Annotated in this window: 10 protein-coding genes and 2 pseudogenes; 4 read left to right on the forward strand and 8 right to left on the reverse strand. The window is 42.8% G+C overall.

From position 1 onward, the window contains the following. Positions 1-58: 58 nt before the first annotated feature. The 5 genes from CH376_RS04745 to CH376_RS04765 all read right to left on the reverse strand — a co-directional run bounded on the left by CH376_RS04745 (position 59) and on the right by CH376_RS04765 (position 4,712). A complete protein-coding gene (locus CH376_RS04745) occupies positions 59-595 on the reverse strand; it encodes a hypothetical protein (protein ID WP_100785104.1) in 537 nt (178 codons plus the stop codon). Between the two features lie 335 nt (positions 596-930). Beyond that, a complete protein-coding gene (locus CH376_RS04750) occupies positions 931-1,722 on the reverse strand; it encodes a hypothetical protein (protein ID WP_100785245.1) in 792 nt (263 codons plus the stop codon). A gap of 13 nt (positions 1,723-1,735) precedes the next feature. Further along, positions 1,736-2,176: a proline and serine-rich protein 1 family protein gene (locus CH376_RS04755; protein WP_100785102.1), complete on the reverse strand. Its 441-nt coding sequence runs from the start codon at positions 2,174-2,176 to the stop codon at positions 1,736-1,738. Positions 2,177-2,394: 218 nt separating this feature from the next. Next, on the reverse strand, positions 2,395-2,619 hold the full coding sequence (locus CH376_RS04760) for a hypothetical protein (protein ID WP_243394696.1): 225 nt from the start codon (positions 2,617-2,619) through the stop codon (positions 2,395-2,397). A 416-nt stretch (positions 2,620-3,035) separates the two neighbouring features. Then, positions 3,036-4,712 (reverse strand): acyl-CoA dehydrogenase family protein, encoded by a 1,677-nt coding sequence (locus tag CH376_RS04765; RefSeq protein ID WP_100785100.1) that lies wholly within the window; start codon positions 4,710-4,712, stop codon positions 3,036-3,038. Between the two features lie 222 nt (positions 4,713-4,934). On the opposite strand from CH376_RS04765, the gene CH376_RS04775 reads away from it, so the two are divergent. Beyond that, positions 4,935-7,937, forward strand: coding sequence for a DUF2339 domain-containing protein (locus CH376_RS04775; RefSeq protein ID WP_100785098.1), 3,003 nt, complete (start codon positions 4,935-4,937; stop codon positions 7,935-7,937). A 102-nt stretch (positions 7,938-8,039) separates the two neighbouring features. Here the strand turns inward: CH376_RS04775 and CH376_RS04780 are convergent, their stop codons facing one another. The 3 genes and pseudogenes from CH376_RS04780 to CH376_RS04790 all read right to left on the reverse strand — a co-directional run. Continuing rightward, on the reverse strand, positions 8,040-8,675 hold the full coding sequence (locus tag CH376_RS04780; RefSeq protein ID WP_100785097.1) for a hypothetical protein: 636 nt from the start codon (positions 8,673-8,675) through the stop codon (positions 8,040-8,042). Then, positions 8,672-9,430 (reverse strand): tetratricopeptide repeat protein, encoded by a 759-nt coding sequence (locus tag CH376_RS04785; RefSeq protein ID WP_100785096.1) that lies wholly within the window; start codon positions 9,428-9,430, stop codon positions 8,672-8,674. Before CH376_RS04785 ends, CH376_RS04780 begins: the two co-directional genes overlap by 4 nt. Before the next feature lie 137 nt (positions 9,431-9,567). After that, a pseudogene (locus CH376_RS04790) lies at positions 9,568-10,671 on the reverse strand (AZOBR_p60025 family cell surface glycopolymer formation protein); the annotation flags it as partial. Between CH376_RS04790 and CH376_RS04795 the strand changes: the two are divergent. From CH376_RS04795 to CH376_RS04805, 3 genes and pseudogenes are all read left to right on the forward strand, one after another. After that, positions 10,668-11,852 (forward strand): annotated as a pseudogene (locus tag CH376_RS04795) (glycosyltransferase); the annotation flags it as partial. The pseudogenes CH376_RS04790 and CH376_RS04795 overlap by 4 nt on opposite strands. 42 nt (positions 11,853-11,894) lie before the next feature. Beyond that, a complete protein-coding gene (locus CH376_RS04800) occupies positions 11,895-12,932 on the forward strand; it encodes an NAD-dependent epimerase/dehydratase family protein (RefSeq protein WP_100785093.1) in 1,038 nt (345 codons plus the stop codon). Continuing rightward, positions 12,929-13,386: glycosyltransferase family 2 protein (locus CH376_RS04805; protein WP_133124660.1), on the forward strand; the 458-nt coding region annotated here is incomplete at its 3' end. The genes CH376_RS04800 and CH376_RS04805, both read left to right, overlap by 4 nt.

A 13,386-nucleotide genomic window follows, 5' to 3' on the forward strand; every position in this document is an offset into this window, starting at 1 on the left:
ATCGAATCCGCTTCCGAACTTTCGAAATCTTAACTCCAACTTGAAAAATAAATCCCTTTCAGACGGATCCGAAAACCCGTCCGGAGTCGAGATTTAATTCTTCTTTTAAAAGTCCTTGGATCGCTTTCGCATGAACCGAGTCCCCGATCCTATCCAGGATCGGGACTTCCTTTCCATCGTCCAAAACGAAACAAACCGTGTAAGTATAATATTCGGAGGAACTATCCGAAGAAGGCACGAGGATAGACTTCGTAAAAACGTTGCGAATATTTTGAGTCCTGATTTTTTTCCTCCATCTCGTCGGAATGGGAGAAGGATATACGATCACATACCAAACGTCTATCACGATATTTATAGAATTAAACGAATAATGAATCGAAGTATAAAGTATATACCCCGGAATTAACAAACCCGGAATCAGCCAGATCGGATTTTCGGAAATTCTAAAATCAATCAAGTCCGATAGGAGCGTGATTAGAAATAACAAAGAGATAAAAATTCCAATCAAAGAAGAATATTGAAAACGATCGTAAGAATAGACGACCTTATTTCTTTTTCTTTTTATACTTAGTTTATCGGGTATGATATTTTTCATCGTGAGAATAGGATCGACGCTCGAATCGGTTATACGGTCAAGCTGAGAATCCGTACGCCAGAATTATTTCCTTACACGGCTCAAACGGGAAGAACAACTTGATCGATTCGATCCAAGATCGTTCAGACCTTACCTGAAGGGATACCGATTCAATCCGGTGATTCCTATCATATCTCTGTGCAAAGATTTTGAAATTCTCTTTTTGAGAGCCGATATCCTGAAGAGAAAATCCGTGAAGATCGGTTTAGATTTATCAAAGCAAGATATCGAAGGGATCAAAACGTTTTTTACTTTCGACCTATGGCCGTAAATCATAGATCGAAAGTTTCGTTCGCTTAATTTACTTTTCCTTGTTTCCAATCCTTTAAAGTATGATCCAACTCATTTGCCAATGCATGCGACATACGTTGAGCGTATTCTTCAAGTGAATCGCTAAAATCACTGCTGCCGGTCGGCGGACTCATCCCCGTCATTATGACGGAGCCGTCAGCCGTAGATACCAGCTTAACTTGAAATTTTAGTTCATATTGCATTTTAGATATTCTTTCCCCGGTGCTCATATCTCTGGAAAGAATATTCTTCTGCGACAATTTCGTAACTTCGATCATTAGAATCGCGTCAATTCCGGCTAACTTTCCAAGCTCGATAGAATTCTCTTCCAAAGTCGAACCTGTCAATTTAGGCTTTTTTTGATTCAAAACGGAAAGCAATTGGTTTCTTTCTACTAACTTATATCCATGATCGAGAAAAGTGGAACCGAGCGTATCCGCGATTTCCAAAGTAACCGCATTCTTAGCGACAATCTCAGGATCGATGAAATCACCTTTCTCCGTACGACTGCTCTTATATTCCGAACTTGCACTTGGACCGGTAATGCTCAAAGCATACGCGAAATCACGGCCGATCCCCACAGCGGAAACGCCGCCTGAATGATACGAATGTGTTGATTCGGAAGAGGTCGTTATCTCCCGTTTTAATTTAGGATCCTTTACCGTCGGAATTACGGTTATACTCTTGACCGCTTTCATTTTAACTTGGTTGCCTTTGAATATCTGGATGGAAAGACAGCCGGTAAAAACAAAAGGAAGAATCGTTATGAAGACGAAAAGTTTAGTTTGATTATTCACGTTCAATTTCTCCTCATTGCTCGATGTATTCCGTATAACAATAGCGTCCCGGTCCTTCCCCCCAGCAAACCGTACGTTTGCTCGTACGAGGCGGTTTCGGAAGAGCCGATTCTATTCCATCCAATAGGTTCGCAGCGTTCTTCTTATCGGAATCATAAGGGAATCGTTCCACGATGACGTAGGCGTTTTCGGGATCTTCGATTCGATTTCGAAGAGAAGTAAGAGCTTTGATTTTATCCGATGAAAAGCTAAAAAGATCCATCAATTCCGCGACCTGATCCGCGGTAAAAGTAGTTCTTGAAGCCTCAGATTTTAAGATCGCCAATTTACGATCGCTAAAACCTTCCTTTTCAACCCTGCTTTTAATATTGGAAAACGAACCGTGTCCGACTGCAATGATCGAAAAATTTAAAAATACGAAAGTAGCAATTGCTACAATCTTTAATGCAAACATAATATTCTCCTTTCTTTTTCCCCAAGATGATCCACAAAGTCAATTTCCTTGATCTGGAAGATTGTGTTCGGGAATTTGAGGCATTTCAACATCGACCCGTAATATTCGAGAATTGCGACCTGCGATTTCGCAACGTTCAATCCATTCTTCTACTCAAAAAAAGATCATGAACCGCAAGATGAAAATTTGCGGATATTATAGGAAGAATCGAGATAGACTTACTCGACTGTTACTTCACCGTTTTGGATAACGACCTTATCGCTCCCTGCCGCCTGAAAACTTCCGATTCCCGAAATGCGAACCGTACATTCACCGCAAACGCTACTCAGTTTTTTACCTGGGTTGATAATTTCATTATGCTGCGTTCCCGCGTCGTCGTAAATAACTCTGTAAGAAACCTTATCTTTATTTACTATATCCACTGCAAACAATACATTAGACATACATAATGTTATTATGATCAAAATCGATTTCATATCCACCTTCTTAAAAAATTTTTAACCACTTGTGAGGAGAAAAAATAAAAGTCCACAAAATTTTAGAAGTATCACTCACCAAAAGAACTCATGTTATAACTTCCAAAACAAACAACCCCTTCTCATTTTATTTCAGAAGATAACTTGAAAACACTGGGCTCGTAAGACGCAAATTTAAGAATAGAATCAGCGAGGATTGTTTCCTAAAAAGTAAGAAACAAATAATTTCAATAGATCTTGATTCCTTCCTGAATTCGGTGATTCATCGATGGGGGGTTTTTCGGCATTCTTTCAAAATAAAAAAGGCGGGGAATTCCCCGCCTTCTGATCTTCAGAGTCCATTCTGTTTTTTGAATGGACTTTTGGATTCTATTTTTTTTAATTCAACCGGCTGCGTATTGGTCCATAAGAGATTTTGCGATCACTCTCAGGGCCATCACTTCTTCGGCGCCTTCGAAGATGGAAAACACGCGAGCGTCTACGAAGTAACGGGAAACCGCGTATTCTTCTGCATAGCCCATACCGCCGTGAATCTGCATCGCTTCTCTTGTAACCCATTCCGCGACTTTGGAAGCGTAGAATTTGATCAAGGTCGCTTCCATCTGGCCTTTGTGATCGTCCAGAAGTTTTGCCACGTGATTAGAGTATTGACGAGATGCCTGAAGAATTACGGCCATTCTCGCGATCTTATATTTGGTGAGATTGTATTCGAAAATCGGTTTTTGGAAAACGGCTCTCTCCTGCGCATAACGAAGAGCGGCTTCCAGAGCGGCCTGCATCACACCGTGCGCGCGGGCTGCGGTCTGGATTCTCCCTCCCGCAAAACCTTCCATCTGAAAGTAAAAACCTTTTCCTCTTCCTTCCTCACCGCCTAACAGGTTCTCTGCGGGAACAAAGTAGTTATCAAAGGAAACCTCGAAAGAGTGCATACCACGATAGCCGATCGTTCCGATCGCTTTTCCTTCGATCTTTCCGCCTTCCGGTTGAGTGTAAGTAAATTCGTGACCGGGGAAACTCGGTTTTTCGGCGAGAAGAATCGAAAGTCCTTTGTGTTTCAGGGAAGGATCCGCTTCGGTTCTACAAAGAATCAGAAGAAGATTTGCGTAACCAGCAAAAGTACACCAAGTCTTAACTCCGTTGATTACCCAACCGCCGTTAGCCGGTTTTGCGGTAACGGAAACGCCGGCAACATCGGAACCGTAATTCGGCTCGGTCACCATGATACCCGCCATTTTTTCTCCGGTAGCGAGAAGAGGAAGCCACTTGTCTTTCTGAGCTTGTGTACCACCTTTGAGAAGAGCCTTGGACATGATCTCGGGACGAGTGATCAAGGAACCTGCGATTCCCAATCCGCCTCTGGAAAGCTCTTCGGTAACGACGAGCATCGAAAGGTTATCCGGCTTGTCGTTCGGTTGAATCCCGCCGTAAGATTCCGGAATACAAAGACCGAAACATCCCATATCTTTGAGCCCGCCGATAATGTCTTCGGGAATGATATCGTCGTGCCTGTGAACGTGTTCCGCGTGAGGCATCACGACGTCTTCCGCAAACTTCTTAAACGTTTCTCTGAACATCTCGTGGTCGTCGTCAAGACCGTACGCTCCGAAGTTACCTTTGGAAACGATCTTTTCCGCGATCTCGTTGTAGTTCTCGATCGCCATCGCTTCTTCGAGAAACTTATTGATTTCATCGTTATAAATTCTGGAAACTAAATCGGAAGATTTGATTCCGTATTCTGCGGGGCGGGAACTGATTTCGGAACGAACGTGGTTCACGGTTTCCGCGGCAAAAACGACCGCCATCTCTTGTTCGAGATCTCCCGTTCCTAAGGAAGAATCCCAAGCGTAGTCTACGAACTTTTCTGCGATCTTTTGTTCGGCGGTAAGCCATGCGATTTGATACTGGACGAGTTGATTCGCGTCCATCTTCTCAACGGAAACTTTTCCGTTTACGCTGCAACGTGCAGCAAGGGCCTTAGTAACGTCCTCAATCACACCTGCGGAGATGGAAAGGGCTTTTTTCGCGGTCGCTTGATCAACGGCGGTCTTGGTTGCGCTCATGGGTTTTTAATCCTGATGTAAAAAATTCGAATCTGATAACTAGAAAATCATGACTTCTCCCCCTGTCATTTGCTTTTTGAGGGACAATCTCAGGAACGGAGAATCGATTCAAATCGAATTCGAAAGTTCATTATGTCAGAAAGACAGCGGAGAAATTGTTATTTTGCTTTCCATGCAAGCAATCGGCAAGATTATCGGAATGCTTCAAATGGAAGGTATTACTTGGATATCGAGAAAATAAAAAAACGTTTAGATCAACTCGAAGAAGAAGTCATTTCCCTCAAAAAAGAAATCGCGACGTATTCCGAAAGTTCTGCCGAAAGAGAAACGATTCCGCTTCCTTCCCAAGCAATTCACTCAGAGACAAAGATAGAAAAAACGTTTGAAAAAAAGAGAAGTCCTGAATGGGAACTTTTTTTAGGAGGCAATCTATTAGGAAAAGCAGGATTGTTTTCCATTCTTCTTGCGACGATCTGGTTTATCAAATACGCTTTCGATAACCGCTGGGTCAACGAGTCGGGAAGAATCCTGATCGGGATGTCGATCGGATTCGGAATCGCCTTCACGGGGCTCAGGCTCAACGTCAAGGGTTATCGGATTTTACCTGAATCGGTTTTAGGAACCGGGTTTTCGATCGTCTATCTGAGTTTGTTCGGCGCATATTACTATTACGATCTCTTTACTCTTTCGGAAACGTTTCTTTATCTTTCTTTTCTCAGCGTCTTTTCCTCCGCATTGGCGTATCGGATCCGTAAGGAAATTCTTTATATTTTCGGTTTGATCGGCTCCGTCTTATCGCCCGTTTTAATTTCTCAAGGCGAAAATTCATATAAATTCCTCTTTGGATATTTACTTTTTTTGAATATTCTGCATTTCTTAATTTCTAGAAAATCGCTCTGGATCGTATCTTCCTTTGTATTGTTGATTGCGAACTTCACTCTTTATACATTTTGGTCCGCGGAAAACATACACAGAAGCGGTTTTGCGATTCCGTTTTCATTTATCAACGTTTCCTTTTTTCTTTTTCTTTACGGAAATTTTTTCTTCCTTCCCAAGTTGATCGATCGAACGGAAGAATCGGGAACACTCTTTCCAAATCTAAATTCGATCTTGATTCCGCTTTTCCAGGTAATCAACGCTCTCGCTTTCGGTTACACCGGATACAATCAATTACAGAAATTTTATCCGAATGTAACTGCGCATTTCTTTCTTTTCGGCGCCTTGCTCTTCGCAATCATGATCGATCGTTTCGGAAAAAAATCGAGCCTCTTGCCTGCGCCGGCTCGGAACAATTTCGAAACGATCAACCTTTGTCTTCTCTTAGGGTTCTCGTTCGCGTCTTTGACCGACTTCTCCGAAGGAAGCTGGCTGACATTCTCATGGATCATGCTCGCGGGTGTTGTATCGATCTTGGGAGTAAATTTAAAGAAAACTTCCTTTCAGATTATCTCGATCGGAATCTGGGTCTTAGCCTTGTTTAAACTCTACTTTCTAAATCAGATGGAGGACCTCGATAGGGCTTTTCTTCTCAACGAACGATTCGCGCTTTATGTCCTTGCTTCTTTATTTCTCTTTGCAACGTATCAAATTCGAAAAAACGAAACCGTTTTCAGGTTCGAAAGAGGATTCATTTATATGGGAATTATCACTTTAATTTGGGGAACCGTCGTTGACGTTCACTACGCGGTTCGCGACGAGCACTATAGAAATTTATGTTTTTCTTATGTTCTTGCGTTCTACGCTTCGGTCTTTCTTTTTGCGGGATTTCGATATTCCTTCAAATCGCTTCGGATCGTCGGAATCGTCGTCGCGTCCGTCTTGGTTGGAAAATTATATTTTTATGATATATGGACGATGAGCATCATAGTAAGAATCATAGCGGGTTTTACGCTCGGGATCGGATTCTTTTTAGTGAGTCTTTTTTATCAGAAATTTAAGGAAAAACTTTCCGTCTCAAAAACCTTTACCGGTTTAACGTTAGTTCTCTTTGTCGTCGGCGTCTTTTCCGCGCCGGCGTCCCTCTCGGCAGAATCGATCAACGTGAAAGGTTATAAATATTACAAAGATATCCAAATACAGAAGATAGAAAAACCAAAGAACGAAGACGCAGGTTTTTACGGAAAAATCAAGTTGGACGAGGACATAGTCAGACATTCCGGTGTCAACGATAGAAGGATCGTTCAAAACGGGAAAACGATTCCCTTCATCACTCGGAATACGATCGAAACGTCCACGGCAGGTGGAGAGTCCGTCGCGAAACTTCTTTTTAAAGTGAAGAACGATACAGGCAACGTCTATGTTTTAAAACTTCCGAAAATCCCCGCGAAAACACATTACACAACCATTCTTGCGCAGGGACCTCCGGAGTATGAAGTAAGAGGCACCGTTTATTTAGGAAAAAACCCAGAAGACCGGGGAACCGAATCCAGCTTTAACATCTACAGTTATCAAGGAGGAGAAGTTTCCAATCAGATTCAATTCGAATCCGAAGAGGAGATAAGCTACGTTCGTATTGAAACGGATTCGGAAGCGAACTTTACGTTTCCAAAGGCGATTTACAAACCGATTCAGGAACAAGTTGAATTCAAAAAAGAGCTGGAAAGATCCGATTTAGAATTCGGTTTCAACCCGGATACGAGATCCACGGTGTTTTATTATAAAAATCCTATGAAAGTTCCGATCCATAGGGTCGTCCTTCACTTAAAAGAAGAAAAATACGATAGAAACGTAAAAGTGTTTTTTAAGGACGATTCCAAAGAATTCAGTCTCCTAACCGAGAAGAACATTTTAAAAAAACCGAATATTCCTTCCGACGCGAACTTCATCTTCGCAAATCCGATCGCATCGGAACTGAAATTTGAAATTTTCGACGGAGACGACCCTTCCTTAACGGTGGAGCGCGTTGAACTTTTTATTCTTCAGGAAGAAATGGTATTTCCTTTGGAAATTGAGGAAGTGGAAAATCCTTCATCCCAAACGATGAGAATCTATTACGGAAATCCGTACGCCCAAGCTCCAGAGTTCGACTTCGCAAAAACGTTTACGGAAACGTCTCTTCCAAAAGAAGTTTTAATCAAAGAAGAAAAAGAAAATGAAAATTTCGGATATTCGATCGGAGAACCCCCGGTTTCGACGTGGATTATCCGAGCTTTTTTCTTTTTGGGAGTTGTAATATTGATCTTTTTGAGTTATAGAGTTTTTCGTACAAAGAACGCTGCGGCGTAAAATTTCCCGGATTTGAAATCGCCTTCAGGCGCGACCTCGTAGTTTTTGTTTTCGAAAGGACGACTAACGTTCTTTATTTAAAAAACGGAGGAAGTCAAAAGGTCACTGAGTCAAGCGGATCGATTTTAAGATCAACATCGTCTGTTCGAATTCTATATTGTGTTCTTCAGAACTCAACAAGGGAACGGTCGATACGAGAGACGTGGCAAGAATCACTTGTCCGTTTTTATATTCGTATATGAGTTCGTACATCGCGCCCAAGGATAACATTGCCGCAAGAAATTGATGTTTTTCAACGTTGTTCTCGAGTTCGAACGGCATATAATCGGTGAAATTAAAACCTTTAATCAGTTCGGGATTGTTCGACCATTTTAAAATGGGAGAATTAGGAAGCACTTTCTGAAAAACGAAATTCTTATCCGAAACCACGACGACGGTGATCCCGTGGATCAAACCGTTTCCTTCTTTTTCAAAATAGTAGGAGTTTCCTTTTAACTCCTTCTGGATCGTTTTTTTTAAGGTCCAGTCCTTAGGAACGGAAATAGAAATTCCGTTCTCCAAGTGTCTCACGGTATAATCGTTATAACCGACTCCTCTTACGGAGATTCCTGGGCTTATCAGTTCGACTTTGGATTTCTGCGTCGACGCGGTTCCGCAAAAGTAAAAAATAAAAAACGAAAGACAAAACGCGATTCCGCGCAACGTTCGAAGGCTTGATTTTTTGATTTTTAAAATCACTTCTTTTTAAACTCCGAACAAAAATGATCTAAGGCTTTGATCGCCTTTTCGTGACCGAGAGTATGAGCTTGATAGAGATCGTAACATCCGTTCTTCTTAAATTCCGGATTTTCAACCGAAACCAAAATGATCCCTCTGTTGTAAAAGGCCCTTGCATTTTTGGGATCGAGCTTCAGAACTTTATCAAAGTCTTGATAGGCTTCTCCTAATTTACTCGTCTTGATATAGACGATGCCTCGTTCGACCAAAGCCTCCACCCAATTCGGATCGGTTTCGATACAACGATTCAAGTCTTCGATCGCCTCTTCGTAGGCTTGCAATTCGTTTCCGATCTTGCCTCTCATAAGATAAGAACGGTTGAACTCAGGATTAAGGCGAATCGACTCGTTGATATCCTCCAAGGCTTTTTTGTATTCGTTCATAAAATAATAGGTATAACCTCGATTGAAGATCGCTTGCGAGTTTTTTCCGTCCAATTCAATCGCCGCGTTGAAATCCGATATCGCTTCTTCGTATTTGTAAAGATTGACTTTTATCCAACCTCTGAGGTCGAAAGCGTTGCTGTCTTTCGAATTCAATTCAATGGATTTATTACACGCTTCGAGAGCTTTTTCAAATTGTCTCTGATTGTAGAATTCGGCGCACTGATCCTTCTTTTTGATCGAGTCCTTGTTTGTCGAAGTTTGCGCGAGAAGAGTTCCCGCGACCGTCAAAAGTAAAGTCAACAATAAGACGAAGATTCGAATTCTTACCATAAGAAGTTCCTTTCACGAAATTGAATTCTTTTCGATTCGAAGCGCGCAGAATCGATTCTTCAATCCGTTTAATTTTGGGACTCAATATTCACCTCGAGAATTCTTTGTCAAAAAGGAATTCTCAAGATGAAAAAGAATTATCGAATCACGTAGTCTTGGACCTTGTAAAGAACCGTCAGCCTGGCGAGGATCAAGGCCAAGTTGATGAAGAACAAAATCAAAAAAGGCCGGTCGACGATCTTGTCGTCATCGGCTTTGATGAAAAGATAGAAGGGAATCGCAAACGTAAAAAGACGGATCGTATTGATATACTCGGACCAGAAGTGATAGTGGTTCGCGATCGCTATCATCAAAATCACCAAAGAGAATCCGATTTTGTAAAAAGTTCCTTTCTTCCAAGATCCGGTAAGAGGAATTAAGGACATCGTCAAAAATTGAAGCACAAGGGGAAATTTGGAAAAGGATCGAACGATCTGTTTGATTCCTCCCCCGCTTGTAAAACTTCCCGCTAACTCCAATAGATATTTAAAAATTCCCTCGAAAGGAATCATAAAAACCGCAAGTCTCGTCGGAGTCCAATTCGGAAGAGTATATTTCAGATAAATCTGCCAGAGAGCCGGAACGAGAAGAGTCGATCCAACGATTAACATTTTCTTAATGTCTTTTTTGGAAAGCGCGGCAAGCCCTAAAGAGAAAAGGTAAAACAAGGCGGGTTCTTTGGTCAATAGTGCAAGACCGGAAAGAAGATAAAACGGAACGTAACTTTCCTTTTGATAAAAGTAGATCGCAAGGACGATCAGAGAAACCATGATCGTGTCGCTTACCAAGACGGAATAACTGGCCAACGTAAACGGAGAAATCAGATAAAGAATCGCCCAGTGAGATTTTTCCTTGAGAAGAACGCGCAACGCCAAAAAGGAAAGATAAAGCAAAGAAAGACTGAGGATATACATTCCCGCAATGTTTCCCCATTTCCCGAAAATTCCCCAAACGGAAAGAAGCAAAGGATAACCGATTCGAGGGGCTCTGTAAGTCGCGTCGAATCCGACCGGCCATTCGAAACTTAGATTGGAAATCGATCTGGAATAATAGTAAAAGATCTGTCCGTCGTAACCGGCTCCGAGATCGCCTTCCTTTCCTTTGAACGCCACGACTCCGTCGGGGGATTCCGCTTGATTCTTCTTGATGAATTCCTCTCCGAAATTGACCATCGAGGAAGGATTCCATTCGTAACGGGACCAAGGGACTTGCGAGCGATATCGCGAGTTTAGAATCCCTGATCCATTCTCCTTTTATCACGATCTTAGGAGATGAATTCTACTTTCATCCCGATCATAAGAAATTCTTAACCACGCTTCAAAAACATCCGAAACTCATCGCTTCGATCGGGGTCCAGAGGACTTCTCTTCTTTCTCGGATTCGTAAGAATTATTCCGTGGAACTCAAAGGCGATCGTATTCTCGAACTGGTGGAAAAGCCCTCCGATCCTCCGAACGATCTCCTCGGTCTCGGAAGTTATCTCTTCACTCCTTCCTTTTTCGAATATTTCAAAAAAACGCCTCCCTCTCCGAAAAGCGGAGTCATAGAAATTACCGATGTCATCGACTTTATGGCGAAGGACAGCGGAAAGGTTTTTGCGACCGAGCTGGACGTGGAATACTTCAACATCAATTCCATGCAGGACTACCACCACGCGGTCTATGAGATTCGAAACGAAGAATTCGCGCGTTTTAAAACGACGTTGATCATTCCCACCAAAAACAACGAACGCTCCATCGCCGACGTCATCGTGGATTTCAGGGGAAAAGTCGACGAGATTCTCGTGGTCGATTCCGGATCCTCGGATAAAACATTAGAAATCGCTAAAAAAGAAAAAGCTAAAATTCTTCACTGCGACGCAGAAGGGGTTTCGGACGTTTTCGGAAAACAGATTCAAAAAGGGATTCATTCGGCTTCGGGAGACATTACGATCGTCGTAACGCCGGACGGCTCTTATCGTTCCAAGGATTATCCGAAACTTCTGGAATATCTCAAGGATTCGGATATGGTCATCGGAACTCGCACGACTCGACAGATGATTGAACAGGGCTCCAATCTTTTACCCGGAGTTCGCGTCGTAAATTTGATTCTCGGGAAACTCATCGAAGTGTTTTGGTGGGGAATGGAGCCTCGCTTTACGGACGCGATGTGTTCTTACTTCGCGATCTGGAAGGATTCCTATTCCAAGATCGAAGAACGTCTGGAAACGGAAGATCAAAGAATCATCCCTGAACTTATGATGGAAACCGTAAGATCGTATATGCGTTGTATCGAAATTCCGATTTCCTATTATCGTCCGATCGAATCTTTAAAAAAAAGAATGGCTCGGGAATTCTTCTCCGTTGTTCGACTTATGATCCGGAAAAAATGGTTCAGCAATTAATTTAGAATTTTGTAATTATAGAATATTGGAAAAGGGAAATTTATGGCAAAAAAAGTTTTAGTGACCGGCGGATGCGGATTTTTAGGTTCTCACGTTTGCGAATTGTTTCGCAAACAGGGTTGGGACGTGATCAGCTACGATAGTATGACCAAATACGAATTGAAAAGAACCGGTTACGGCACCGAAGCCACAAGAGAATACAACTGGAATTATCTGCAAGCCCTCGGAGTCACGATGGTCAAGGGCGATATCCGAAATCTCGAACACCTTTTGGACCGAACCACCGGTTGCGACTTTATCGTTCATACCGCGGCTCAGCCGGCGATGACGATCTCCTGGGAAGATCCCGAACTGGACATGACGACTAACGTTGTAGGAACTTTCAACGTTCTCGAAGTGGCACGCAAAAGAAATATTCCCGTCGTAAATACGAGCTCCATTCACGTTTACGGAAACTCCATCAACGACAGTCTGAAAGAAGGCGCTACTTCTTACGAAAGAACTCCGGTCGCGATCGGAGAAGATCAGCCCGTGATGGTCGGTGAAATTTCTCCTCTTCACGCTTCTAAGATGAGCGCGGAACACTACGTCAGAACGTATGTCGATATGTACAAAATAAAAGCCGCTTCCTTTCGTTTTACCGGAATTTACGGCGAACGTCAGTTTGGCGGGGAAGATCACGGCTGGGTTGCGAATTTCGCGATTCGTTCCGTATTCGGCTGGCCCCTGCGAATTTTCGGAACCGGAAAACAAGCTCGGGACATTCTCTACGCTGCGGACGGCGCCGAGAGTTATCTCAGATGGTTTGAAAATCCGACTCCCGGAGTTTTTAACATCGGAGGAGGTCCGGATCATAAAATTTCTCTATTAGAATGTATTCATATGATCGGGGATATCCTGGGTAAAAAACAGGAGATTCAATTCGACGTGGAAAGACCCGGAGACATGCGTTATTTTATCTGCGATATCACCAACGCGAAAAAGTTCGGATTCAACCCGAAGTTCAAACCGAAAGAAGGCGTGGAAAGATTGATTCGTTGGATCGAAGCAGACAAATCCGTATTCGAAGTTAAAAAATGAAAAACCTCGTCGTGATTCCGGCGTACAACGAGGAGGAAACCATCCGAGAAGTCGTAGAGCGCGCTCTCGTCTATTCGGATGTTCTCGTCGTCGACGACGCTTCCAGAGACAGAACTCCCGAAATTCTTAAAGAACTCATAAAAAAGAATCCTAAAAAACTTTTTACGATCCGTCACGAGAAGAACACTCATATCCCGGGCGGGATCCAGGACGGGATGAAGTTCGCCGTGGAAAAAAAATACGACTCCGTGGTAACGATGGATGCGGGGCTTTCTCATGATCCCGATAAACTTCCGGATTTTATTCGGACGGACGCCGATCTTGTCATAGGAAGCCGAGTGACTTCGGACGGAGTTCCACTTTACAGAAAGCTAATATCCTTCGCAGCCGCGAAGGTGATGAACTATTGCATTTCTCCGGGACTATTCGATCTTTTCGGATATCGATTGAAGGA

It is taken from the genome of Leptospira adleri, assembly GCF_002811985.1.
Taxonomy (GTDB): Bacteria; Spirochaetota; Leptospiria; order Leptospirales; family Leptospiraceae; genus Leptospira; species Leptospira adleri.